The sequence below is a fragment of the Cytobacillus sp. Hz8 genome, assembly GCF_042263505.1.
Taxonomy (GTDB): Bacteria; Bacillota; Bacilli; order Bacillales; family Cytobacillaceae; genus Bacillus_BE.
The window spans coordinates 32,695-58,289 of record NZ_JBHKFI010000012.1 but is presented as its reverse complement, the minus strand read 5'-3'; the positions used below and the strand labels follow the sequence as shown (position 1 = coordinate 58,289).

Below are 25,595 nucleotides of genomic sequence, written 5' to 3'. Positions count from 1 at the left end.
TACAACGATCTATGACTTTCGGAGGGAGGGCGACCTATTTGGATATGGAACTATTTCGCAATGCTTGTCCACGAAACTGTTTTGGAACATGCAGTATGTTATCTTATGTGAAAGATGGAAAGCTTTTAAAAGTGACTGGCGATCCAAAACATGGGTTTACCCAAGGACACTTATGTGCTAAAGGCTATGCTTACACGCAATATGTATATAATCCATTACGAATTAAATATCCTATCTACCAGAGCTCAAGAGGATCTGGCAATTGGAAAAGAATCACATGGAATGAAGCTTACGCAATTATTGCCCAAAAAATACTTGAATTAAATGACCGCTATGGCTCCAATCTTGCTTGTGGGTATAATAAATTTTCTGGAAACTTAGGTCTCCTTCATTATGCAGTGGAAGGAATGTTTAACAGTATCGGACCTCATACAAAGTCATACGGAAACCTTTGCTCATCAACAGGAGAAGAGGCCATAAAATCCTCCCTAGGTCAAATAGTCAGCCCAAGACCTGAAGACATGGCAAGAGCAAAACTGATCGTCATTTGGGGTGCAAATCCTGCTGTTACTAATATTCATCAAATGAAATTTATTTATAAGGCAAGACGTAGTGGCGGAAAATTGGTAGTAATTGATCCAATCTATTCTGTAACAGCAGCAAAAGCGGATCTGTATGTCCAAATTACACCCGGCTCTGATGCCTTTTTAGCGTTTGGAATCGCCAAACTCCTAATTGAAAAAGGAATTTGGGATGAATCCTCTATGAAAGATGAAACCATTGGTTGGGCAAATTATAAAAACTTTCTGCAAAACCGAATTGATTTAAATACGATTTGTGAAAAGACCGGTATTTCAATAGATGTCCTTGAAAAGCTTGCCAATCTTTATGCAACAATGAAACCTCTTGCTACATGGAATGGATTCGGAATCCAACGAAATGAATTTGGCGGACTTAGCATCAAAGCGATCGCATCCCTAAGTGCCATATCTGGAAATCTCCATTTAGAAAATGGTGGTGTGTATTATGCAAATGATGATTTAAATGCATTTCCATTAACTTTATTAAATTTTCCTGAGAAAAAACACCCCATCATTCGAAAATCACGTTCAATTAATAGTTTAAACTTTGCTTTAGAAGCCAAAAATCTTTCAGATCCTCCATTAAAATTTTTGTGGATTGCTTCTCGCAGTCCATTATCACAGGATCAACACATTAAAGAATGGAAAAATTTATTTCGCCAATTAGAATTAATTGTCACTGTCGATTTATATATGACGGAAACAGGAAAATATTCAGATATCATTTTGCCAGCAGCAAGTCATTTTGAAGAGGAAGACCTTAATGTAAGCTATTGGCATCATTGGCTGTCCATTAACCAGAAGACCATTCCGCCTTATTTTGAGGCAAAGAGCGACCTGCACATTGCTCGAGAGTTAACTAGAAAGCTGAATGAGTTATCACCTGATTTTTCAAGCTTTCCTTCTGACTTAAAGCCAACTGATTGGATAAATTCAGAAATATCAGAAGAAATTAAATCCCTTTACAACATTGGTTCCTATCAAGATTTAATAAAAGGACCAAAGCAGAGAAAAATGCAAAATGCACAGATAAACAATGAAAATCAAAAATTCACCTTTTTAGATCTAAATGAAATTGACCTTTTATCCATTAATGTATCCAATCTAGATCGTGAGGAGAATCGGCAATATCCTTATCAGCTTCTTTCACCGCAATCGCTTTTAAAAATTCACTCTCAATTTTCAGAAGTAACTTGGTTATATCCAGAGCCTGAAGAAACCATTGTGGAATTGACAGATATTGTGGCTAAGAATAAGAATATCCACGAAGGGATGAGGGTCAAGATTTTCAATCAATTCGGCTCCATAATAGCTTCTGTAAAAATCAATCCTTTCCTTCCGAGGAATGTCATTCTTGTAAAACAAACTGGGAAAAATTCAATTAATCAATTAATTGGCTATTTTGTTGACAAACACGATATAAAGAGTGGTCCTTTCTATGATAGCTATGTTGATATAACGAAAATTTAATAGTATATCTATTAGAAATAAAAATTACTTAAAGAAAAGAGGTGGCGAAATGAGTACACAATTAGGATTTATCTTCGATGCGGAAGCCTGTATTGGCTGTAAAGCCTGTGAGATTGCCTGCCGAAATGAGAATAAGACAAGTGGAAATGTCCTTTGGAGAAGAGTAACTGAAGTATCACCAGGGTATTTCTTATCTATTTCATGTAATCATTGCAGCAGTCCTGAATGCTTTAGAGTTTGTCCAGAGCATGCCTTTACAAAACGACATGATGGCATTGTCTTAATCGATTCACTTCTTTGTAATGGCTGTGGAATATGTGTATCCGCCTGTCCCTTCGAAGCACCTCAATATAATTTTGAAACGCACAAAGTCACAAAATGCCAAATGTGCTATCCACGCCAAGATAAAGGGGAACCTCCGGCCTGTGTTGAAGCTTGTTCGACAGGTGGTTTAAGAATCGCAAACTTAGAGCAATTTTTTGATCCAAATACGGTCCAAACCATTGATGATTTTCCCGATATACGGATTACCCATCCTTCTATCGCCTTTTATCCGGTAAAATCCAAGGAAAGACATTTTATTAATAAGTGATTGCCCCTCATAATTAGATGAACATATATCTCTTGCAACTATCCGGCTTTATTCCGGATAGTTTAAGACTTCCCACACTATTTACATGTTTTCACGTTGTGCCGATTCGATTAACCTGAAGAACATCTTACATCAATATTCAGTTTAAAGCTGTAAACAATGGCCAGATGCGAACCTCCATGCCTTTTGAAAAATGGAAAAGTGGTTCTGCTGCTTCCACCTGAATTCCGTGAGATAACAGCATAGTGTTTTGATGAATTTCTACCTCAGCGTGCTGCAACGGCCAACGATGATGCAAAATATCACATCGCAACGCTGTTCCCTTTTTATTAACTGCATAAAAGCAATAACGTTCTGCCATCCATTCATCAAAGGATCCTTTTTTTGCAAGATAAACTTTTGAAGAAGGACGGTAATTACAGTTCCATTCGAACGTCTTATCCACCTCTCTTTTACTTTCAAAATGAATAGACTCTCCTAGATACTCTGTCTTCATGCAGGCATGCCAGTATGGCAAAGGAAGAAGCGTTTTTACAACTCTAGCTACTAGCTTATTTGCTGCATCCAAACTAAAAAAGTAAACGCCAGGTTTTCCATCCATTGTTATATATGTTCGTACATTAAGTTGCGGAAATTTTTTGGCACCAGGTAGAGGAGGCAGCCATCTTAGGCTAATCTCTCCCATTTGAAATGAAACAATCCCAATCCAGGCTACTCCTTGATAAGTATCAATAGGCAGTACATCAGGAATGAAATTTCGCAGTTTCTCTATTTTTACCGGAAAATGAGCAAATAAAAGATCGTTCCATGTCTGTTTCATCACCCACGGGAAATTAGGGAGGGGCCAAAGTCGATGACCTGCGTCCCATTTATTGATTTTCACATTTCCCTCCATATTTATACCCCTTTCTCATATGCAAAGTCCGTAAATGAAAATATGGAATAATTACCTGCTATTTGTAATATATTTTCAACCATCCTATTTAATGGAGGTGATAAAAATGACAAAGAATCAGCCAGTTGAATATACTGGGAGAATTCTTGATCAACGGAATGATCTGACAGGGCCTAATAATCCTGGTGAACAATCTCAGCTAAAACGTCCAAAGCATGTACCAATTGGAAAGGATGAAGAGAAGAATATGCATTAAAAAATTCTAAGGCTGCCCATTTAGCAGCCTATTTATTAATATTGAAACAACCTTTTCATAAATTTTTTGTTGAATATTTTCTATTAAATAAAAGTTTAAAACATTGTGCCAACTGGGATAATATATACTAGAAGAAAAGAGAAAGTAGATGGCAATTTCAATAATGAACAAGTGTCGCATTAGAAAAAACAGAGAAAGAATGGAAATGATATCCAAAATTGTTGCAATCCAAATAGAAAGAACCAACATTTCACTTTTCTTTAATAAGCTAATCCTTCCAACGTATTATTTTGTATATCATCAAAATTTATTCTAAATGTGCAATTATCAGGAATTTCTGATTATCGCTACGTCACCATTTAGTTCAATTGTTTTTCCAATACAATCTCATCCCTTAATGGAATTCCATCATTTCCAAATAAGGGAATCTCAGGTTTAATCTTTCTTGCCTTTTCAACAGCATTCCTTAATACTTCATACAATAAATATCCCCTTTTTTGATAAAATCTTAATGCTGATAAATTATCGTTTGTTGTAATTAGTCTGATCCTCTTACAATTTTGTTTAATCGCCAATTCTTCGACGTTTTTTACAAGTAATGACCCGATCCCCTTACCTTCCACCGTACTATCTAAAGAAATAATTTCACATTCTTTCTCTTTCATGATGTACGTAATTAAACCAAGCAATTCATTATGAGTAACCACGGCAAAGCCCTCTAATTTGCTACAATCATAGATTCCACTTGAAATCACCATTTCCGGACTTCCCCAATGTTGTCGAAAAAATGAATGATTTTTTCCTTTGGTAAACTGCTTATTGGAAAGATTTCCATTCATACTTTCCCCTTTACATTTAATGTCTCATTAAATATCCCTTTTTCACTTGTGAAAAAACAAACAAAAGCCTCAAAATAATATCAAACTAATGACTGTTTTTTTCAAAAAAAAATAAGATTCATCTTAATCTCTCATTAATCCTAGTCACTACACTCTCTAAGTATGTATCCTCGTGTGGAACAAAATCCTTTATGCCAACAAGTTTTTTGATCGCCTCTTCTTTTTCATTTTCATTTATTTGAAACCCCTCCACCATCATTTCCTCTTTATCCCCAAAACAGAGATAGAAAAAATCCTTGAACTTACCTTTTACAATCCCAGAAACCTCGTCTTTTTGAAGGGTAAGTTTTCCTATTCTTTCTTTCAGGTGGTATAAATAGACATGACAAAATTCCTTATCAATTAATTGGTTGGTGAGAATACAGTCCTTTATCATTCCTAAAGATTCTAACTCCGAAAAGGAAACATCAAGCCCTAATTCTTCTTTTATTTCACGAATTCCGTCAATGACAGATTCATGAGCCAAAATATGCCCCGCAGCCGTAATATCTAACAAATTCGGATAATCTTTTTTCTGCTCACTTCGGATTTGAAAATAAATATAATCTACACCGCCTGCCTTACCCACTATCCAACAATGAAAGGTCTCATGCCAGTCTCCTTTTTGATGAACATCCTCACGGCCCTCTATACCTATTTCATGTCCATGTTCATCAAAGATTTTTATTTGTTCGAACTCCATATTTTTCCATCCTTTTTCTGCTATTTTATCCTAATCAAACTCTACAAACCATCTCTCGCCAGCATATAACCAATTGCCAATATTTCTCTAATATGTGTTAAGGGAACAATGCTCAATTGAATCCCCGAGCTAGCACTGTATGGATCAAAACCAACCTTCTTCGCATAATACTTTGCTCGATACATATGAAAATCACTTGTCACAACCATTATTTTCCGCTGAATAGGAGACATCATTTTTTTGGTGAATTTAAAGTTCTCTTCAGTACTAGTAGCCTTATCTTCCATTACAATCAAGTTTGATTTGACTCCATGTTCCACAAGATATTCCTTCATTACTTTCGCTTCTGTTTTTTCTTCACCTGTATCTAATCCACCGGTTACATAAATCATCGCATTTTTATATTTTCGATGTACCTCTACCGTCTTTTTTAATCTTAACTTCAAAACTGGTGAAGGTGTTCCTTCTCGTACCCCTGCCCCCAAAACAACAATAGCATCAACCTGCTTAGGATGCTGATCCTTTATTCCAAATAGAATAAAAGACTCTAAGACAACTGAACAGATCAATCCAATTGAAATAAGAGTCAACACGGTTATTTTAAGCTTCTTCCTTTTATGAAAAAACTGAAAAATCGCTGGATAAAAGGCGGCAGCTATCACAAAGAGACCACCCACTACGAAAAAAGCAAGAACTCCCGTATTTAATCGACTTTTCCCCAATGATACGGTAGCATAAATGATACTTAAAGCCCCAAGTACTGCAAACAATACCCTGATTGTTTTTTTCATCTACATCCTCCATGTTAAATTGAATTTTTCACTGAAAATGTCTGTCGTGTTAGATCAATAAATGCCTCTAAAGGTGCAGTTATCCATTTATCCTTATGCCAGGCAATTTGCGTAAATAAAGGGTCTGTTACTGGCCTCCAAGACAATTCCTTCATTTTCCCCTCTTGAATATCCTTCTCCACGACCATTTTAGGCAACAATGCAATGCCAAGATCTGCGATCACACATTGTTTAATCGCCTCAATGCTCGCAAATTCAATTTTATCTACAGGATAAACTCCAGCAGACAAAATCAAATCCTCAAAGATATTTCGGTATGAGCACCCAGTTTCTGTTAGTAAAAGGGTTTCATGCTCTAAATCATTGGAAGAATTCACTGAAGCTACATGATTAGATGCAGCTACCAAGAGCAACTCCTCCTTAATCAGCTGCTCCATTCTTAATGAACCCTCATCTTTCCTTACATCCATAATAAAAGCGACATCTAGGACTCCATCCATCAATTGTTTTCTTGCCATTTCATCTGAATGAGCTGGTTTAAAAACAAGCTTTACATGTGGAAATTGCTCCTTAAATTTCTTCAGAATCGGTGGAAGCCGATAGGTACACTGACTCTCTTGTGCCCCAATGGTCAAAGTTCCCGCCAATTCCTCTTCTCCATTTACCGCCATCATTGCCTCTTCACATAATTGAAGCATTTTTTCTGCATATTGTTTAAACTGATTTCCTGCTTCTGTTAACACTAATCTTTTTCCTAGACGCTCGAATAATGGTTGCCCCACCTCTTTTTCAAGTGCTTTGATTTGGGCCGTTACACTTGATTGAGCAAAATTTAATTTCTTCGCTGTCTGAGTAAAATTTAGACTTTCCGCCGCGCTAATGAAAGTTTGCAATTGCTTCGTTTCCAATTTTCCCGCCTCTTATAATCACAAATTTCGATTGATAAAATCGAAATAATCGCCTTTATCGATTTATATTTTCATTATAAAATAGAAGCAATCAAGGAACAAATAATAAAAAACGAAGGTGAAGCGAAAATGTCAATTGCCGTTATCTATGGGGGAACTCGTAAAAATAGCAATTCAGAAATACTAACCGAACATGCCATTCAAGGAATTAAAACGGAAAAAATCTTCTTAAGAGATTATAACATTGAAGCAATTATGGATATGCGCCATACAGAACAAGGTTTTCAGGACAGACAGGATGATTATAATGCCATCATTGACCGAATCCTTCCTCATAATATTCTATTGTTTTCAACTCCCATTTATTGGTATAGCATGTCCGGAACGATGAAAAATTTCATCGATCGTTGGTCACAATCCTTAAGAGATCCAAAGTATCCTGATTTTAAAGAAAAAATGGCTGCAAAAAAAGCCTTTGTATTGGCTGTTGGTGGAGATGATCCAGCGATAAAAGGGCTGCCTCTTATCCAGCAATTTCAATATATTTTTGACTTTATGAAAATGAATTTTGACGGATATATTCTTGGAAGAGGAAATAAGCCGGGAGATATATTACTGGACAAAGAAGCCTTATTTTCAGCTGCTCAGATGAATCATATATTAAAAGGTTAATTGGCAAAGATTTTGGGCCTGCTTGATCCATTCAAGCAGACCCTACATTATAATGACCTATTCGGTTTTTGGTACCTTTTCATAAAAAGTACCATCCGTATCAATAATATTAATTTCTGGCTGTAACCGATCCAGCCCAATCATAACCGTTGGATTTTTTTCAGATGATTGATTATAGAAGGTTCTTATTTTGAAAACTGTTGTTCCGTATTCTTCCTTAACATCCAAAACCTCTATATTATTACCAGCCATTTTTTCTCCTAAGGACAGCACTACTGCTTGATTACCTTCTGATATAGTAAAAGTTTTATACCCCTTTATTTTCGTTTCCTCCTGAAGTTTTTCATAATAATATTCAATATCATTACCAGATGCATAATTCATTTTTTTAATGACCCAGTAATCAACCTGATTCAAATACATGAATACACAGTAACTACCAACAAACAAAAGAACAATGGTGTAGACCAGCTTTTTCCACAAAGTACTTTTGCCAAAGAAAGCGAGCAAAAGAGCAATTGTAAAAATCCCCAAGCTTAACACACCAAAAGGCATTCCTTCAAATCCTCCAATAATCGTTATACTCACAAAAAATAGGAGTGCTGAAATAATAACGACAGTTAAAACTCTTTTTTTATTGGCTACATTTTTAGCAAAAAGATAAGTTAACCCATATACACCAAGGCCAATTAATAATCCGATTAAGTACATATACACAAACAACTTTCTCCCCCCCTTGTTTTCTATTTCTATGTACAGTTCAAGTTTATTAATTTAACCTTAACACAATTTTCCATATTACTGTTTTATGATTTTCCGGAATTTGAGAAATAAAAAGGTGAATAATCTATATAACTGACCATTCACCTTATTTTGACTATCCATTTTCTAAAAAGAATGAAAAAATATCCTACAAAATTCTTATCATTTATGAAAATGCTCTTCTAAAAATACTTAGTACGACCCACGCTGAAAAATGTGATCAGAATTTTCCCGAATCATGAACATTCCTAAAAGATGACATCCAAAACAAAAACAACAATCATGATTAACTGAATGATGGCTTTGGCAAATGTTCCACTTAAAAAAGCAATAAGGGTTGCAAAGGCCACTTTAAAGGATTCAATAAATGGCTTCTTCTGAATCATTTCAGCCAGCAGCACTAGAACAAATGGGATAATGATGACGCCAAATGGAGGAATAATAAAACTACCAACAATTAACCCTATCGTAGCTGCTCTCATCCCCCATTTGGACCCTCCAGCTTTATCGACAAAATGCAGATTCGCCAGATAATCCGCAACAAATAATAAGATCGTTAATAATAGAAGCATGGTAAAAGAAATCCATGAAAGTTCATTTGAATTGATTCCAAAATGAAAAATCGCAACTCCTATCCAAATCATGAAAACCGATGGAATAATGGGATAGACGAGTCCTACAAAGCTTAAGATGAAACAGGCAATGATAATCACCCAAAATATAATATTAAGAATTTAAACCGTCTCCTTTTTCTTTTTGTTTCCTTACTCGAATCATTATGGCAGAATGTGTTTTATTGTATGACACATTTTGATATAAATAGAAGAAGCCTATCCTTATTCTAATCAATAAAAGCTAACATTATTATTTAAGGATAATTACGATCAAAAGATCACATTTATTTAAAGGGCCAAAATTAATTTTTGAAACACATCTCTAATTAGCAAAAAGAAATAACTAATTAAATAAACTTGGTGCCGCATTTCAACATTTTTTCTCTTCATAATAGCATCAAAGAATGCGAAAAAATTTAACCTATACCCGAGAAAGATGAGAGGTCTGATTAAAATTGTTAATCATCCATTGTTCCTCATGATAGAAAATATTGTTAATACAAGCATTAACTAACCTAGTTTCTTCAAAACCAATTTCTTCATTTGACAGGTTCGCTAAAATGGCATTAATCACTGCGCCATGTGCAATAAGCAAAACTTGACTATCTTGAAATCTTTGATGAATTTTCGTTAGTCCCGTCATAACGCGATGATGGAACTTGTTCCGTTCTTCTTGATTGGGATATTCTCCATCTGGATATAAAGCCTGCCTCTCAGCTAGCGTTTTCCCTTCAGCATCTCCAAAGGATCGCTCCATGAACTCTTCCATCTCAAACAATGGAAGATTTAACTCTTCATTGATAATCATGGCTGTTTGCTTTGCTCGTTTCAATGGGCTTGTAATCATGAGATCCCACTGCGATAATTTTAAAAATTCCCTGCATTCCTCTGATTGCCGAATTCCATTTTGATTTAAAGCGATATCCGTTTTCCCTTGGATTTTTCCTAGCACATTCCAATCTGTTTCCCCATGTCTTACTATACAAACATTCGTAATTGTACTCACCCCATACTAAAGTAAATCTACTTAAGAATAGAACTGGCTTGAAAAAAAGCCAGTTCTTAAGTGTATCCTACTTACCCCGATGTTTAATTTTCGCCTTTCGGATTTTCTGCTCTCTTTTAAACTTCTTAAGCTCATCTTTAAGGTGCTTATTCTGACTCTTGTTCTGCTTCTTTCGTTGTTCGTATTCCTTACTTATCGCTTTTTGTGCTTTAGTAGAAATTTTTTGCCGCTTCATTTCCTTTGAAACGATTCTTTGAAGTCTTTTAGGATTTACCTTCTTCAATGGTTCACCTGGGATAGCAATCCCTTCTTGGTCATGCATTTCCATAAATCGCTGCAAATCCCTATGAACAAACACCAAGACTTCTTGATCATTTGGTTCAGCACCAAAAACATATCGATAGGCTTTCAGAGTATTTCCAGATACAACTTCAATGACCCCTACAAAAAATTGGCCATCATAATAAATGGTTAGTTTCATTGTAGGCCCTCCTCTATAAAAATTTAGAATGATGGACATCCCGAGGAGGGGAAGGCTACTGACAGCAAAGTCTGCTGTATTCGGACTGCCAACCGAATCGTGTTTTTTCATTCTATATTTATTATACAAAGATGTATTGTTTAGTAAATATATCGTGATATTTATATTTTTGAAAATACGCTATAATTAAGCCATATATACAGGTTATACAATTTGATAGAATGATTCGTTTTTTCACTAAATCCAGTTACCTTTTCTTCCTACCTCGAATAGTTTTATAAAAAATAATGATCATTGTTCTATGATTAAGACCTAAATCGTAGAAATTCATAAAAAATAAAGGGGGAAACATATTAGTCATGTATTATATGTTTCCCCCTTTTAATTGTTGTACAGCAAATGCTTCCTTTAATGGAATAACAAGGAGCCTCGATTAGCTAGTTTACTTTAAGTAAATCTTTTCACAATCTTTTGTAATTTTGAATTGTTTCCTGAAAGCTGTAATCAAATGATCAACAAGCCCTACAATGGAGACTTCATTGATGTATGTCTTAGATTGTTTTATGTAATGACTGCCTTTTGCATAAAATGAAGATTATCATTGATTCTTTTCTTCTATATTATTTACTTCTAATAATGCATTAAAAAACAGGTCAGGCTGTTCCATCATTGTCATATGCCCTGCATTGGGAATGACGTAAATATTTTTATATGGGGCATTTATCTGTTCAAAATATTTTTGAGCAATAACATATGGTGCCTGCCAATCATTTCCACCTAAGATATAATATATTGGCACTTTATATACTGCCGATTCATTGTACAGGTTGAAGTCACCTAGGAAATTATGAATCTTTTCATTTGTTTTAAAAGCCTTCATAAATGCGATAATATCCGACAACCTGAAAATCGGACTTTTGAATACAGTTATCCAAATTTCTAAATCTATCTTCATACCTAATTTATATTTTCCTTGAAGCTTCCTAACCCCATTACATTTTTTCAAAAATTCTCTGTTAAAAACTATTTTGTTGCCGGGATATTCACCTATGGACTCAAGTTCTTTCATAGATTTTTTATCACCTGCTTGTTCAATCAGTTCTTTAACTTTGTTGTAACCAACCTGCTCATTTTCAAGCATACTGACAACCTGCGCTGCACCTATATAATAGGCTACCTCTTCGGGATACTTTCTGATAAACACAGAACCCAATACACTTCCCCATGAATGACCTAGTATAACTATTTTTTGCTTGTTATATTTTTTCTTCAGATATTGGATAACTTCAAACAAATCCTTTAGCATTAAATCAATAGTTGGGAGCTTATCAGGATTTTTAGTCAGTGTTTTCCCAGTTCCACGCTGATCCCAATGAACAACCGTATAAATCTCCTCCCATTTTTCCTGAAATGCCCGTGTGAATAAAGATTCGGCTGAGCCGGGTCCTCCATGCAAAAACAACATAACTGGATTATCATAGCTTGTTCCCAAGTGAAACAAAAATTGATTGATACCATTAATAGATATATATTCTTTCAAATAAATTAACCTTCCAGATTTATTCTTCATAATTTCAATTCTCCATTTTCGTTAAATTTCTTCGCCTTTCAAATTCCTTTAATACTCTCATTTGTACGTCATTTTGATTTTCATCCATTTCCAAGTTACTCTCTTCAAAACCATCTTGTTCCTCACCGTCAAAACGGTATAGTTTCTTTAATAGGCCCCACACTGTTTCCAGTTCTTCTGTTGAGAAATTTTCAAAAAGTTCTGCCAGGAAGAATATTCCTTTTTCAGTGACTTCCAGGAAGACCTGTTTTCCAAACTCCGTAATCTTTACATTAACTGCACGCTTATCCTTTTGGCTGGGTACTATGTTAATGTAACCCCTATCCTCTATGATTGTTATCAACTGCTTTACACTCTGTTTTGTGGTCCCTAACTTTCTTGCAATATTATTCAAGGTTGTTTCATCTTCAGGTAAATAAGCAATTGCCATCATTGCCATATACTGTCTTGACGTTAAGCGCTCTAAGTATTTATCGCCTTTTACCTGAATCTTATTGGCAAGAGAAAATAATGTTCCGTATATTTGCTGCATTAAAAACAGCTCTCTGTATTTATCCATAAGCATCCCCCTTTTAGACAGTATAATGTCTAAATTAATAATATTAGATCACCTTTGATTGGTCAATGTACTGTCTATTTTTCGTTTAGATCATATCTTTCTTTTTTTGTTATTTTTGGTCCAAATTTCTTATGATAAGACTATACGTAACGAATCTTAACACTCATGTTAACCAGCGTTGATAGACTTTTTCAATTTTCTATTCGATAATCTAAGCAGGAGGTATGAAAAGTATGATAAATATGAATTTAAAAAGTTTGCGCACGCGTTACCAGCTTACTCAAGAAGAAGTGGCTGAGCACTTAAATGTATCGCGTCAAGTAATTGCCAAATGGGAAAAAGGTGAATCTGCCCCTGATATTCAGCATTGTATGGAGCTTGCAAAACTTTACAATGTGACTTTAGATAATTTAGTTAATTATGAGGATGCACAAAGCGAGTTTGGTATTCCACCGAAAGGCAAACACTTCTTCGGAGTGGCAACAATAGGTGAACGTGGGCAAATTGTTATTCCAAAGAAAGCTCGTGAGGTATTTAAGTTAGAAGCGGGGGAAAAACTTATTATCGTTGGTGATGATGAACGGGGGCTGGCCCTTGTTCCAGAACGTATGATGAGTAGCTTCTTCAATTTGGTCAAAACGACATTAGATCAAGAGGGTGTATAAATGACTATCGCTATTGCAATCGACTCTCTAACAAAAAAATACGGTGCAAAGACCGTTGTGGATAACGTCTCTTTTTCGATTCAAGAAGGCGAATTGTTTGGTCTGCTTGGTGTGAATGGTGCAGGTAAGACAACGCTTATCAAAATGCTTTCCTGCTTAACAAAGCCAACAAACGGGGAAGCTACATTGTTAGGAAATAGCATAACAAAATACCCAGAACAAGTTCATACCATTATTGCCGTATCTCCACAAGAAACAGCCATTGCGCCAAATCTAACCGTACGTGAAAATTTGGAACTAATGGCTGGTGTCCAAGGTTTAAAAAAAGCAAATGGAAAAATAAGAGCGGATGAAATGATTGCCCAGTTTTCACTACAGCCGTATGAAAATCAGCGAAGCAAAACGTTGTCAGGTGGTTGGCAACGTAAACTTAGCATTGCCATGGCTTTAATCAGTGAACCGCAGATCTTATTTTTGGACGAGCCAACACTTGGGCTCGATATATTAGGACGCCGCGAGTTATGGGCGCTAATTGAAAAGTTAAAAGAAAAAACAACGATTATTTTAACGACGCATTACTTAGAAGAAGCTGAGGCACTCTCTGATCGTATTTGTATTATGAAGAATGGGCAAATGAAAGCAATTGGTTCAGCCCAAGAGCTTATCGAAATTTCTAATACAACAAGCTTTGAGGATGCTTTCGTTTATTTTGTAACGGAAGGGGACGTACAATGAGAATACTTTTATTTGCGAACCGAACGACAAAGGAAATTGTACGAGATCCGCTATCAATCTTTTTTGGACTTGGATTTCCAATTGTTTTGTTACTTCTTTTATCAGCGATAAACCGAAGTATCCCAGTCGATCTTTTTAATATTACGAAATTAACACCAGGAATCGCAGTGTTTGGGCTATCTTTCATGGCCCTTTTTGCAGCACAAGTTATATCGAATGACAGAGTAAATTCTTTCTTAACAAGGCTTTTCACCACGCCTATGACATCAAAAGACTTCATTGTCGGTTATAGTTTACCTTTAGTTGTGATGTCAATCGCGCAAGGTATCATATGTTATATTGTTGCGATTATTTTAGGATTATCCATTTCTAGTTCAATGTTAATATCCATTGCTTTACTGATCCCGCCTGCCCTTATTTTTGTTAGTCTTGGACTAATATGCGGATCATTGTTAAGTGAAAAAGCAGCAGCCGGTGTTTGCGGGGCGCTTCTAACAAATTTATCTGCTTGGCTGTCGGGCATCTGGTTTGACTTAAACCTTGTCGGAGGTCTGTTCAAAGATATTGCTTATTTATTACCATTTGTACATGCAGTCGATATGGGGAAAGCAGCCCTTAATGGTCAATACAGTGACATTTTTCCTCATATATGGTGGGTGCTTGCTTACGCCATCTTATTATCGGTACTTGCGATTGTTATTTTTAAAAAGAAAATGAAGGCAGACTGACATTATTTCCAAAATGATCAAATCCGTCTGTGAGAGTCTGGATGAATTGGAGTGCCTCTGACAGAAAATATTCTTACCAGCGGCATTAAAGAATTTGACTAATGGTGGAATCGAGTTGCACCAAAAGTGAGGAAAGGCGGCAATAGCTGCCTTTCTTTTACGGATATTCTTTAAGTAAGATAATAACTTAAATAAAAAAACTGTAAATCCTATAGGCAAGAACCACAAACTATTTCCATAATTATGATATTTTTCAAGAGTTGATCACTTCAGTATAAAAATCAAAGCCTAAGAACCAACAATTAACTATGTTTGTTTCTATTTCATAAAGTCTAGAATAACTCACTTTAAAAAAGTTATCAGAATTTCCTCGAATCATGGATATTCCTTTAAAATACGACATCCAAAACAAAAACAACAATCATGATCAACTGAATAATGGCTTTGGGAAATGTTCCACTTAAAAAGGCAATTAGGGGCGCAAATACCACTTTAAAGGAATAACAAGGAGCTTCGATTAGTTGGTTTACTAATTTGGTTTGCATATTAATGCTATTTACTTTTCACTCAAAAATTAGAGTTCATAACTTTCTTTTATTAATTCTCCAATTTAATATCTTTTGATGAAGGAAGAAATGTTACAAAAAACCAAATCAAATTCGTCATAAATAATAATCCCACACAAATCACACTTGCAATTAACGTTGGGTCAGAAAAAATGTCCTTTTCAAAATGATCTACTGCAACTATAAATACGGTTATTCCTATACTTATTAATAAGCCCAAAAAACAAAATATCGCCATCAGATATTTAATCCATTCCACACCTAAAGAATATATAACTAATGGAATTAAGTAACTAACAAAAATAATACCGACGGATAACCACATTCCCACTGAATTAAATTGATTCGCATGTTTCCCCATATCAGACAGTGGAGAGAGTGATATTACCATTAACGTACTACAAAATAATAAACAAGAAATGATCGTAACAACCAAAACACTTTTAAATGGTTTACTTATCTTCATTTCTCTCCTCCCTTATAAAAAAATTATGTATGATACTCGCAATTATATTTCAATATTCTGATACTTACAATTATATTCCAATATTCTATAATGAATTCTACTTATTATGTATTAGAATGACGCACCCAGTTAAATTCCTTACATAGGTTCCTCTTAGAGAATTATTTGATTAACAAATGAATGAGAAAATCATGCCAACAATCAAACTGCAGATGATATTTTTGAACACCAGTTTTCCACAATGTTCATGATGAATTAATATGAAGAATTAAATGAAAAAGAAAAATTAGAGAACATTGAATGGTTGGAAAAAGAACAATTAATCTCAAGCGTTAAAACAGATGTATAAGCTGACCCAGTTAGATAATGATGCTGGAGTCATCGGGGCGGCATCATTGGTTCAACTGCAAAAGTAACCATTCACTATCTAAATTGATAGAGTCAGATTCATCATTAGAAGCTGACTCCTTTTTTTGTTCATTCCATATGGCTTTTCGACATAAACCAACAGCATTAGATGGTGTCAGGCACTATAATCTCAGAGGTTTCTACAAAATATTACAAAATTATTACATCACCAACAATTTCATTACATTACCGGCAGATCCATTGTCTATCTACCATTTGGAATATACACTAGTAATAATTGATAGTACGAATTTATTATAGGCGTAAAAGGAGATTTATTCATGAGAGCGAAATCATTTTTATATACGGCTTCATCTTCCGTTTTAGCTGCTATGATAATGGCAACTCCTGTTTTTGCAAGTCCGGTAGATTCATCCGTATCAAATAAACAAATCGGTACAACACAGGAACAAATCAGTAACTTTGAAATGAAGATTGAACAATTAGATAACCGAATTAGCATGGCAATGGATAAAAGCCAAAAACTAAACATACATATTAAAGAGCAACAAGGGAAAATTGCACAAACAAAAGTTGAAATTGAAGAAGCCAAAAAAGACTTAGATGCCCACAAAAAGGTCTATGCTGAGCGACTAAGAAGCATTCAATCACAAGGACAACAGCCAGTTATTACCTATGTTGAGTTTTTGTTTTCATCTAATAACCTATCCGAATTTTTAACTCGTTCTACCGCTATTTCAGAATTCATTCAAAGTGACATAGACTTATTGAATAGTTTAAAAGAAAAGGAACAAGCGTTAAAAGATTCCGAGGAAAAATTACATAACGGTATCGAAAATTTACAGAAGAGTCAAAGTGAATTAGTATCTCAACAAAAACAGATTGAAGCAGATAAACAAGAAGTAACAAAAGAATTAGCCAACGCGAAAACTAAATTGAAAGACCAACAGAACCAATTGGCTCTGCAGCAGGTGCAGCAGGTGCAGCAGGCAACATCAGCCCAATCATCTCAGTCACAAACTCAAGTAGTCCAAAAAGTACAGCAATCGTTCGTGGACAACAGTTCCCAATCAACACTATCATCTAACGTAAACAAACAAACCGACTTATCGACAGCGAATAAGCTTATTGCAGTTGCAAAACAATATTTGGGTGTTCCTTACGTTTGGGGAGGAACCACACCAAAAGGTTTTGACTGTTCGGGATTCACTTCCTATGTCTATCGTTCTATTGGCATTAGTCTTCCGCGGGTATCTTCGGCTCAGCAAAATGTTGGAACGAGAATTTCTCCGAGTCAAGTTCAACCGGGCGATTTGGTCTTTATGGGAAATCCAGCTTATCATGTAGGCATTTATATTGGCGGCGGCCAATTTATCCATGCACCGCATACGGGTGATGTTGTGAGAATTGCCAGTTATAATCCGTCTTCCTTTTCTAGTGCAGCTAGGGTATTACATTAAGAACATGGCATTATTGAGGCAAACTCAACTAGAGAAAAACAATGAATACAATCTCCAGAGAATATAATTAAGAATATCGCAAAATACTATTATGGGTGATGCTTGAAGAAGGCTTCGCCCTTTTCTTATTTTAAAAAAAAGGGAGGACATTTCATTCCCCCTATTAATTGTATTTAATGATAGTTTTTTCCAATCTACTTTTTTTAAAATAACAAATGAAATAGGTGACCCAATTATTTTGGGGTCACCTATTTCATAAATTACTTATTGATTCCTTGTTAGCCAATGAATTGGGGTTGATAACCTTGTGGGTAAGATTGTTGCCTCATCGCCCTTAGCCGAATTTACTTGTGCTTGTGTGAGAAAAATGGCTCCTGAAAGATTGGCACCACTCAAATCAGCATCCCGTAAATCGGCGCCAATGAAATCTGCCATTCGCAAATCAGATTCTCTAAGATCAGCTGCAATCAGTAAAGCCCCTCTTAAATTAACTCCTCTAAGATCCGATCTTCGTAAATTTGCACCAATTAATTCTCGCATCTGGCTAATTTTGTCAGCTACTTTTGACTTATTCGATACTCTAGAACGAATCTTCTCACTTGTTACAAGAAATAGCTTATTCACACCTTCGCGATGAGTTGGAACATTTAGGTTCCTTATTTCATTTGGTCCCAACGCCGTAAGCTCCTCTATTTCTTTAAGAGTTTTATATAATTCTTCAGAAATTGTATGAGTTTCATTACGATGTAAAGCTTCATGTAAATAATAGAGCATTTCATGTAGCTGCTGCATAACCGGAAATACTTCGAATATTTCTCCTGCTAGCTCTGGATCCTCTCGCCAATCCTTTCCTCTATAAGTTATCTGAGAAACCTTTTGTCCCGCTCCAAAGCATTCATAGACTGCACATCCGCGAAATCCCTTTTCTCTGAGATTTTGATGAATCTGACATTGATAATTAGATTGTAGATTTCGACATGGAGTCCCTCCGTCTTTATCAAATGCAAAGTCAGCAGATTTTGCATAAGGCAAGGCTACACAGCACAATCCAAAACACTTTTCACATTCTGCCTGATACAGAGGTTTACCATTTTCTTTATCCATTAATAAATTGGTCATGAGTACACTATCCTTTATTAAAAAATAAACCTAACCTTTCATGCAAGCATATCATCAAAAGAAAAATCTAATCAACTATTTTTTTAATAGGCTGTCTTCCACCTTTCTCTTATGTAATCACATAACCCCGATTACGTTTAAACCTCTCCATTTACCGAAGTGAATTGTAAATAATATTTTACTAAATCCTTTGAACTCATCTTATTTTACGATAGAATGATAAATAAATATTTACTATGTAACCTCCATAGCTTCTTTAGGATATGAATATAAAGTTACAGGTATTTTATAAGATGTCTCTAAGTTAAAATGAATTTATTCGATTTCACAAAGGCCATGAATTGTTCCCCAAAAAAGTAGATTGATTCTCATTCACCAATATTATTTAGAGGGTGGATAATATTCATGCTGTTGATCAATTAAACCCCAAGCTAAAGAGATTGAAAAATATTCTGATTCTCCAATCAAAGTACCTTCGCAAGCTTCCTTTAAAGACTCGCTTGACTTATCAGGTCTTGGCCATATTTCCTAATTTCAGAAATATGATTCGGTTGCTTTTATATAAATTTTAATAAAACTTTAGAATCACGGACTTCTTTTCTGTAACAAAAAGAGATAAGGAATTTTTATCCTTATCTCCTCGTCATATAACATACTAAGCCTTAACGGCAGTGCTCAATTGTTTCTATAATCGTTGCAAACACATTAGCGCTTTTATATTTTAAAATGGGCATCGTATCATTTGGATCAAGAAAGCATCACGATTAATGTAGGTTTTTCCATTATTCATCCATTCACTTGATGGTTTTCTATTCTTTAATCTTCAATCCTATCAATGCTGCAAAGCCAATAGCTTGTTCAGGTGAAACCTCACAGCCCGCCAAATTTTCCAATTCAACATTCATTCTTTCAAATTGTGAATTGCTTAGATCAATCCCGCGTAGTGGTGTTCGGGAAAAATTCACATCATTAAGGTCACACTGATCGAAGTCTACTTTATTAAAGTGGCATTCATAAAAATCGGCACTCCGTAAGGAACATTGATTGAATTTCACTTGCTTCATGCTGCTATATCCAAAAGAACTTAGGTTTAAGTTACACTCATCAAATAGGACACTTCCTAAATTGGCTTCTGCCAAGTTAACACCAAGGATTTTCGAATCTTTAAATTCAACCCTTCTCATAATGGCTTCCATTAAATCGGCATTGGATAAATCGCAATGTTCAAAAATAGCATCTATTAATTCAATATTTTTAAAGCAAACATCACTGAAGGTAACATTTTGGAAAACGACTTCTGAGAATTGAATTTTTTCGATTTTTTCCCGATCAATTACACAATTGGCTATGATGCATTTATTCAGATAGAGATCCTCTACATAATAAATATCTTGAAAATTTGCTGGGAGTAGGTTTTGAGGGATCTTAGGTTTGTCTATTTTCATATTGTGAGCCATGATTATTCACCTTTGCATTAAAAGTTAATTTTGTTCTTCCTCCTAAAATAACATAAATATTCATGAAATAAACAAATTATATATTGAAAAATAGAATAAAATGATGAGGGTTCATTGAGGTTTTTACATAGGTGCTGAGTAGAAATGTTCTTCTATAAAAGAAACAATTTCTGCATATTCATTGGAATGTGAAAAAAAATCAAATCGTTTATACTTCTCCTGTGCAGCATTCACACTGCCTTTAAGTACCTTATCTTTTGAAATTTCCTTTATAGTCGTCTCTCCTCTTAAAAGCTCCAGGGCCATTTTACGATTGTTTGCATCATTAGTAGAATGGTATAACTCGTACGCAATAAAGGATACTTTATCCATATTAGTCACCCCTTGGTATTTTTTTACTAATAGTTTATCACAGGGGAACATATATTCTCAAGTAGAATTTAGACTATTATCTGATATGAAAAATATAAGAGAGGAGAGAAAGCCAAGACCCGCTCTCCCTTAATTAAACATTCAAAAGTGCATCAGCTTCAACTATTTCTAGTATTAAATGTTTGGGATCTCCTAAATTGATCTCATACGGCTGGATGTCTTGATTTTCCTCGTCCTTGATAATCCTTATTTCAGGACGCCCAACCGCATTAAAATTATATTTAGTTACTATCGCAGTACGACCATCATTTAATTTTACCGTTAATCCAGGAGGATAGATGGCTATACACTCTTTAAATAACTGAACTTGTTTGCCCTCAAATTGAGTCTCATATCCCCCAAATAACACTTCAATTCCTTGGTGCGGTAACAAAGCCTGCCGATAGGATCGGGTACTTGTAACTGCATCAAACACATCAGCCACACTGATGATTCTGGCATATTTATGAATCTCTTCGCCCTTTAAACCCCTTGGATAACCAGCACCATCGATTCTTTCATGATGTTGTAATGCCCCATGAGAAACCGGTATCGGAATCTCATGAACCTGTTTGACAAGATCAAATCCAATCTCACAATGGGTCTTTATCAAAGCATATTCTTCATCTGTTAGTTTCCCAGGTTTGTTAATTATTTCCCTTGGAATATGCAGTTTTCCTAGATCATGAAGCATTGCTGCTAAACCAATTTCTTCAATTTTGGGTATTGGTAGGCCATTCTCAATGGCTAATTGGCAAGCATAAATTGAAACGTTAAGACTGTGTGTGTAGACATAATTTTCGTAGACCTTTGTTGTTGCCAATAAATTTAAGGCAGTTTGATTCTCATTTAAGCTATTTAATAAATCTCGAAAGACTTTTTGCATACTTCTTACGGCTCTTCCTGACTTCATCATCCCTTGGAAATTGGAGGAATTAGTATTTAATTCAATAATTGCATTTAAACCTTCTGTTATGACATTTTGAGCTTCTATCCGTAATTCTTCTGGAATTGATTCAACAATTTCAATCCCTTCCGATAATTCATCTTCAATATGTATGGTAAATATATGAAATTGCTTCAATCTTTCTATTAAACTATTGGTTAAATATGTCCCTTGTGCCAATAGTACAGCCCCATTTTCATTATAAATCGATTTTCCCAGTTTCACACCAGCTGGGCATTGATCTAGCTTTACTAATCTCATAACATTATTTCACCTCTTAACCTAATAAGCCACAAATCCTTGTATAGATAAATTCATCATACTATATTTTTCCTAGTAAAAATATCTCTACTAAACTTTCATATTATTCATATAATTTCCATCCTATAAAACAAAACAGGACGAGTTTCTCATAATGCTTTTCGAAACCCGTCCTACCTCTAACTTTTTTAATTCTACATCTATTCTCTACTGTATATACTAGGTTTTCATATCCTTTTTCTACTGTCTCTTCAAGAGTTGTAGCTTCTTCTTGTAATTCCAAAACATGTGAAGCCCGATTTTAACCTGTTAGCGAATGGAACCCATCATAATCAGGAATTGATCTGAAATTGTTCAATTAACAACATAGTACTAACGCATAACAAGACCACCATCAACAATCAAGGTCTGACCGGTAATAAACTGACTCCAGTCTGAGGCCAGGAAAAGAACCGGACCTACAATATCCTCCGGTTGAGCAATTCTTCTTAGCGGAGTTTGTGAGATAATCAATTCTTTCACCTCTTCTTTTGTTTCCCTGCTCGCATCAGTTGGATACACTAACCCAGGAGCAACACAATTCACCCGAATCCCAAGTGGACCTAATTCCATAGCAAGGTTACGGCTAAAGCCAATTAACGCAGATTTTGCTGTTGTATAATCATGGTATGGAATGATTGGATTTTCGACTAGATTGGTTGCGATATTCACAATGCTCCCACTCATTTGTTTATTCATTAATGATGTGACCCTTTGACAAATATAATAGGTCGATCTTAATGCCCCGTCGATTTGCTCTTGATAATCCTTCCATGTGAGCTCCGTAAACCTTTTTCGCTTTTCCGGGTTAAACAAATATGGTTTAAAGGCATTATTGACCACAACATCTAATGAGCCAGCCTCAAGCTCTATTTCCTCTATTAGTCTATCAACCTCTAATTCCTTCGTAACATCACATTGAATCGCCCATGCATCTCCCCCAAGATTGATACAATCGGTTACAACCCTATCTGCAGCCTCTTCATTTTGAAGATAGTTCACAATGACCATGGCTCCTTCACTTGCGAATCCTTTGGCAATTGCTGCACCAATTCCTCTGCTTGAGCCTGTCACAAGAACTTTTTTTTGATTAAATTTCCCCAAAGATTCCACCCCCTAATTTGGTGTTGGCAGAAATTCATCTGTTACTGCATTCTTCATATTAATCTTCTTTTGAATTAAACCTAATTCCATATACGTGTCAGCACCCTTTTGTAAAAGCAAAGAATCAAGTGCTCCTAATCCTTCTTTCTTCGTTACATCTGAAATACTTGATTCATTCCGAATTTGAATGATTTCTAAATTCCGTTTTTCATCCTTTCCATCAATAGCATATTGCTTCGCAAGCTTTGCTGCTTCCTCAGGCTGTTGGATCATCCATTCAGCACTTTTTTGGTAAGCTTCGATAAATTTCTTAAGTAGTTTCTTTTTCTCATTATAGGTTTTTTCGGTCACGACAAAGACATCACTTGGAAGATTTAAATAGTCTTTTACATTAAGTACATTGACCATTCCTAATCCTTTTTCCCTTGCTGTCACAAGACCCGTATCGGTTGCAGCAGTTGCATCCACCTGCCCCTGCATGAGTGGAGCAAAATTCAAAAGACCTGTTTCAACGATTTTGACATCTTTTTCTGAAAGTCCTACTTGATTGAGAAGCACAAGCAGATTTTGTCTTGTCCCACTAGTAAGACTGTATACCCCAATTCTTTTTCCCTTTAAGTCCTCCGGTCTCGTGATATGATTCTTTTTTAACGAAACAATATTAAAGACATTTTGTGGATAAATATTATAGATAATCTTTAATTTTGCCCCTTGATTCATGGCGAAATACACGGACCCAGGATCGGTAAAGGCAATATCCGCCTTCCCAGAGAGAATATTCTTGATTGCATCTCCTCCACCTTCTCCTGGAATCAAATCAATCGTAAGTCCCCTATCCTGGAAAAAATGCTTTTTCTCATCAACTAACAGATTCGTTTGCTCAGATATTGGCTGGCTCCAGTTTGCCACTATTACCTTTTTGAGCTCCTTTTGTTGAGAAACATTCTTAGATGAACATGATGCTAAAAACAATAAGAGTATAACAGCTATAGGCAAAATTCCTTTATATTTCATTGCATTTACTCCCTACTTTCTTTTATGATGATCTCGCTTATATCGAAATAATCTTTTCTCTATTAAATAAACAAACTGATAAATAATAATCCCTAACATCGTCACTAAAATTAAAATGGAAAACATCATCGGTGTATCCATCATCCCTTGGGAGGCGATAATCATGGCACCTAAACCCTCACTGCCACCAATAAATTCGCCAACCACAGCTCCAACAACCGCGAGAATCGCAGCAACACGAAATCCAGCCATGATACTGGGCAAACCTGATGGAATTTTTAAGTGAAAAAGCATTTGCCAGCGGCTAGCACCAAGGACCCGAAATAGTTCAATTTTTTGCGAATCCGTGTATTGGATAGCCGTAACTGTATTTTCCATCAATGGGAAAAAACAGATTAACGCCGTAATGACAATCTTTGATTGGATCCCAAATCCAAACCAAAGGATAAATAATGGGGCTAATGCAAGCTTTGGTACGGCCTGACTGGCAATGACATATGGAGAAAGGATCTTGCGGACTATGGCCGCCTCCCCCATCCAAACGCCTATGATAATTCCTAAAATGCTTCCAATCAGCAGACCAATTCCAATCTCAAGGCTGGTGTGAATAATATGTGGCATATAATAGCCGCTTTTTAATCCATCATAAAGGGTTGTGATGATGGTTGATGGTGCAGGAAGGACAAGCTCAGATATCCCCCTTGCCATCTCCTCCCATATAAAAAGAATGATGACGAATAAGAAACAAGAGAATAAAGAGGTCTTTTTCATCTATTTTCCCCACTTATGACGTTGCGAATTTTTAAGCACATCTCATTAAAGTTTTGAGTGTATCTGATTTTAGGGTTTCGTCTGTCTTGCATGTTGATGGCTAAATCTAAAATGATTCTCCCTGCCTCCATCACTGCTAATCGGTCCGATAAATAAACGGCTTCCGAAATATCATGAGTCACAAACAATACGGTCATTTGATTTTGATCACATATTCTCCGTAAATCCTCTTGAAGCTCCTCCCTCGTAATTGCATCTAATGCCGCAAAAGGCTCATCTAAAAATAGCAACGAAGGAGTTTGAATGAGTGCTCTTGCAATGGATACTCGACTTTGCTGGCCACCTGAAAGCATCATTGGATATTTCTGCATAGTAGAAGCTAATCCCATTCCTTCTAAGAGGGACTCTGCCTTTTCTCTATCTTCCTTCATCACTTTTCTTTTAAGAGAGACGGGTAGAAGCACATTTTCCAAGACGGTTTTCCATTCTAATAAAGTGGGGGATTGAAAAACAAAACCAATATGGTTAGAAGGCTTCATTCTTTCCCTCTGAAGCTGAATGGTTCCTTTGTTGGGAACTAGTAAACCTGCAGCAAGTTTTAATAGTGTTGTTTTTCCACAGCCGCTTTTTCCTAGTAAACTATGAAATTTCCCCTTTTCAAGTTCAAAATTAATTTCATCAACAATTAGATGATTTTGATCATAGCTAAATGAAACATCCTGTAAGGACAAAAAGCTCATGTTTCT

General features: G+C 35.6%; 27 protein-coding genes and 1 pseudogene. 8 read left to right on the top strand and 20 right to left on the bottom strand.

Annotated elements, in window-relative coordinates; translation table 11 throughout:
- Nucleotides 1–44: 44 nt before the first annotated feature.
- Nucleotides 45–2,051, top strand: coding sequence for a molybdopterin-dependent oxidoreductase (locus ACE38V_RS15035; RefSeq protein ID WP_375842520.1), 2,007 nt, complete (start codon nt 45–47; stop codon nt 2,049–2,051).
- 49 nt (nt 2,052–2,100) lie between these two features.
- Nucleotides 2,101–2,643: a 4Fe-4S dicluster domain-containing protein gene (locus ACE38V_RS15030; RefSeq protein ID WP_375842408.1), complete on the top strand. Its 543-nt coding sequence runs from the start codon at nt 2,101–2,103 to the stop codon at nt 2,641–2,643.
- A gap of 139 nt (nt 2,644–2,782) precedes the next feature.
- Here the strand turns inward: ACE38V_RS15030 and ACE38V_RS15025 are convergent, their stop codons facing one another.
- The gene (locus tag ACE38V_RS15025; protein ID WP_375842406.1) at nt 2,783–3,538 is read right to left on the bottom strand and encodes a YqjF family protein; all 756 of its coding nucleotides are present in this window, start codon (nt 3,536–3,538) and stop codon (nt 2,783–2,785) included.
- A 106-nt stretch (nt 3,539–3,644) separates the two neighbouring features.
- On the opposite strand from ACE38V_RS15025, the gene ACE38V_RS15020 reads away from it, so the two are divergent.
- Nucleotides 3,645–3,794 (top strand): hypothetical protein, encoded by a 150-nt coding sequence (locus tag ACE38V_RS15020; RefSeq protein ID WP_375842404.1) that lies wholly within the window; start codon nt 3,645–3,647, stop codon nt 3,792–3,794.
- Nucleotides 3,795–4,153: 359 nt separating this feature from the next.
- On the opposite strand, the pseudogene ACE38V_RS15015 reads toward ACE38V_RS15020, so the two are convergent.
- The 4 genes and pseudogenes from ACE38V_RS15015 to ACE38V_RS15000 form a co-directional block, all read right to left on the bottom strand.
- Nucleotides 4,154–4,629: pseudogene (locus ACE38V_RS15015) on the bottom strand (GNAT family N-acetyltransferase).
- A 122-nt stretch (nt 4,630–4,751) separates the two neighbouring features.
- Nucleotides 4,752–5,375, bottom strand: coding sequence for an NUDIX hydrolase (locus ACE38V_RS15010; RefSeq protein ID WP_375842401.1), 624 nt, complete (start codon nt 5,373–5,375; stop codon nt 4,752–4,754).
- Between the two features lie 41 nt (nt 5,376–5,416).
- On the bottom strand, nt 5,417–6,166 hold the full coding sequence (locus ACE38V_RS15005; protein ID WP_375842399.1) for a YdcF family protein: 750 nt from the start codon (nt 6,164–6,166) through the stop codon (nt 5,417–5,419).
- 14 nt (nt 6,167–6,180) lie between these two features.
- Nucleotides 6,181–7,074: a LysR family transcriptional regulator gene (locus ACE38V_RS15000; protein ID WP_375842398.1), complete on the bottom strand. Its 894-nt coding sequence runs from the start codon at nt 7,072–7,074 to the stop codon at nt 6,181–6,183.
- Nucleotides 7,075–7,203: 129 nt separating this feature from the next.
- On the opposite strand from ACE38V_RS15000, the gene ACE38V_RS14995 reads away from it, so the two are divergent.
- Nucleotides 7,204–7,746 (top strand): flavodoxin family protein, encoded by a 543-nt coding sequence (locus tag ACE38V_RS14995; RefSeq protein ID WP_375842397.1) that lies wholly within the window; start codon nt 7,204–7,206, stop codon nt 7,744–7,746.
- A 57-nt stretch (nt 7,747–7,803) separates the two neighbouring features.
- Here ACE38V_RS14995 and ACE38V_RS14990 read toward each other — a convergent pair whose 3' ends face one another.
- The 6 genes from ACE38V_RS14990 to ACE38V_RS14965 all read right to left on the bottom strand — a co-directional run bounded on the left by ACE38V_RS14990 (nt 7,804) and on the right by ACE38V_RS14965 (nt 12,738).
- Nucleotides 7,804–8,463, bottom strand: coding sequence for a hypothetical protein (locus ACE38V_RS14990; RefSeq protein ID WP_375842518.1), 660 nt, complete (start codon nt 8,461–8,463; stop codon nt 7,804–7,806).
- Between the two features lie 293 nt (nt 8,464–8,756).
- A complete protein-coding gene (locus ACE38V_RS14985; RefSeq protein WP_375842396.1) occupies nt 8,757–9,221 on the bottom strand; it encodes a DUF456 domain-containing protein in 465 nt (154 codons plus the stop codon).
- 322 nt (nt 9,222–9,543) lie between these two features.
- Complete coding sequence (locus ACE38V_RS14980; RefSeq protein ID WP_375842516.1) at nt 9,544–10,119, bottom strand: histidine phosphatase family protein; 576 nt, start codon at nt 10,117–10,119, stop codon at nt 9,544–9,546.
- Nucleotides 10,120–10,195: 76 nt separating this feature from the next.
- On the bottom strand, nt 10,196–10,609 hold the full coding sequence (locus ACE38V_RS14975) for a YjdF family protein (RefSeq protein WP_375842394.1): 414 nt from the start codon (nt 10,607–10,609) through the stop codon (nt 10,196–10,198).
- Nucleotides 10,610–11,207: 598 nt separating this feature from the next.
- Nucleotides 11,208–12,179, bottom strand: coding sequence for an alpha/beta fold hydrolase (locus tag ACE38V_RS14970; RefSeq protein ID WP_375842392.1), 972 nt, complete (start codon nt 12,177–12,179; stop codon nt 11,208–11,210).
- Nucleotides 12,180–12,183: 4 nt separating this feature from the next.
- Nucleotides 12,184–12,738 (bottom strand): MarR family winged helix-turn-helix transcriptional regulator, encoded by a 555-nt coding sequence (locus ACE38V_RS14965; protein ID WP_375842390.1) that lies wholly within the window; start codon nt 12,736–12,738, stop codon nt 12,184–12,186.
- A 233-nt stretch (nt 12,739–12,971) separates the two neighbouring features.
- Here ACE38V_RS14965 and ACE38V_RS14960 point away from each other — a divergent pair, with 233 nt between their 5' ends.
- Genes ACE38V_RS14960 through ACE38V_RS14950 form a run of 3 tightly spaced genes read left to right on the top strand, consistent with a single transcriptional unit; the run spans nt 12,972 to nt 14,866 of the window.
- Nucleotides 12,972–13,403 (top strand): helix-turn-helix domain-containing protein, encoded by a 432-nt coding sequence (locus ACE38V_RS14960; RefSeq protein ID WP_375842389.1) that lies wholly within the window; start codon nt 12,972–12,974, stop codon nt 13,401–13,403.
- Nucleotides 13,404–14,138 (top strand): ABC transporter ATP-binding protein, encoded by a 735-nt coding sequence (locus ACE38V_RS14955; protein WP_375842387.1) that lies wholly within the window; start codon nt 13,404–13,406, stop codon nt 14,136–14,138.
- The gene (locus tag ACE38V_RS14950; protein ID WP_375842386.1) at nt 14,135–14,866 is read left to right on the top strand and encodes an ABC transporter permease; all 732 of its coding nucleotides are present in this window, start codon (nt 14,135–14,137) and stop codon (nt 14,864–14,866) included. Before ACE38V_RS14955 ends, ACE38V_RS14950 begins: the two co-directional genes overlap by 4 nt.
- Before the next feature lie 597 nt (nt 14,867–15,463).
- Here ACE38V_RS14950 and ACE38V_RS14945 read toward each other — a convergent pair.
- On the bottom strand, nt 15,464–15,898 hold the full coding sequence (locus ACE38V_RS14945) for a DUF5391 family protein (RefSeq protein ID WP_375842384.1): 435 nt from the start codon (nt 15,896–15,898) through the stop codon (nt 15,464–15,466).
- Between the two features lie 689 nt (nt 15,899–16,587).
- Between ACE38V_RS14945 and ACE38V_RS14940 the strand changes: the two genes are divergently transcribed.
- Nucleotides 16,588–17,727 carry a C40 family peptidase gene (locus ACE38V_RS14940; RefSeq protein ID WP_375842382.1) on the top strand — a complete coding sequence of 380 codons (1,140 nt, stop codon included), beginning with the start codon at nt 16,588–16,590 and terminating at the stop codon, nt 17,725–17,727.
- Between the two features lie 264 nt (nt 17,728–17,991).
- Here ACE38V_RS14940 and ACE38V_RS14935 read toward each other — a convergent pair whose 3' ends face one another.
- The 8 genes from ACE38V_RS14935 to ACE38V_RS14900 form a co-directional block, all read right to left on the bottom strand.
- Nucleotides 17,992–18,846 (bottom strand): pentapeptide repeat-containing protein, encoded by an 855-nt coding sequence (locus ACE38V_RS14935; RefSeq protein WP_375842381.1) that lies wholly within the window; start codon nt 18,844–18,846, stop codon nt 17,992–17,994.
- 809 nt (nt 18,847–19,655) lie between these two features.
- Complete coding sequence (locus tag ACE38V_RS14930; protein WP_375842379.1) at nt 19,656–20,303, bottom strand: pentapeptide repeat-containing protein; 648 nt, start codon at nt 20,301–20,303, stop codon at nt 19,656–19,658.
- A gap of 123 nt (nt 20,304–20,426) precedes the next feature.
- On the bottom strand, nt 20,427–20,675 hold the full coding sequence (locus ACE38V_RS14925; RefSeq protein WP_375842378.1) for a hypothetical protein: 249 nt from the start codon (nt 20,673–20,675) through the stop codon (nt 20,427–20,429).
- Nucleotides 20,676–20,808: 133 nt separating this feature from the next.
- Nucleotides 20,809–21,921, bottom strand: coding sequence for an HD-GYP domain-containing protein (locus tag ACE38V_RS14920; protein ID WP_375842377.1), 1,113 nt, complete (start codon nt 21,919–21,921; stop codon nt 20,809–20,811).
- 372 nt (nt 21,922–22,293) lie between these two features.
- Entirely contained in the window at nt 22,294–23,064 is a 771-nt protein-coding gene (locus ACE38V_RS14915; protein WP_375842375.1) for a 3-oxoacyl-ACP reductase, read from the bottom strand.
- A gap of 12 nt (nt 23,065–23,076) precedes the next feature.
- Nucleotides 23,077–24,078 carry an ABC transporter substrate-binding protein gene (locus ACE38V_RS14910; protein WP_375842373.1) on the bottom strand — a complete coding sequence of 334 codons (1,002 nt, stop codon included), beginning with the start codon at nt 24,076–24,078 and terminating at the stop codon, nt 23,077–23,079.
- Between the two features lie 12 nt (nt 24,079–24,090).
- The gene (locus ACE38V_RS14905; RefSeq protein WP_375842372.1) at nt 24,091–24,849 is read right to left on the bottom strand and encodes an ABC transporter permease; all 759 of its coding nucleotides are present in this window, start codon (nt 24,847–24,849) and stop codon (nt 24,091–24,093) included.
- Complete coding sequence (locus tag ACE38V_RS14900) at nt 24,846–25,589, bottom strand: ABC transporter ATP-binding protein (protein ID WP_375842370.1); 744 nt, start codon at nt 25,587–25,589, stop codon at nt 24,846–24,848. Before ACE38V_RS14900 ends, ACE38V_RS14905 begins: the two co-directional genes overlap by 4 nt.
- Nucleotides 25,590–25,595: the final 6 nt, after the last annotated feature.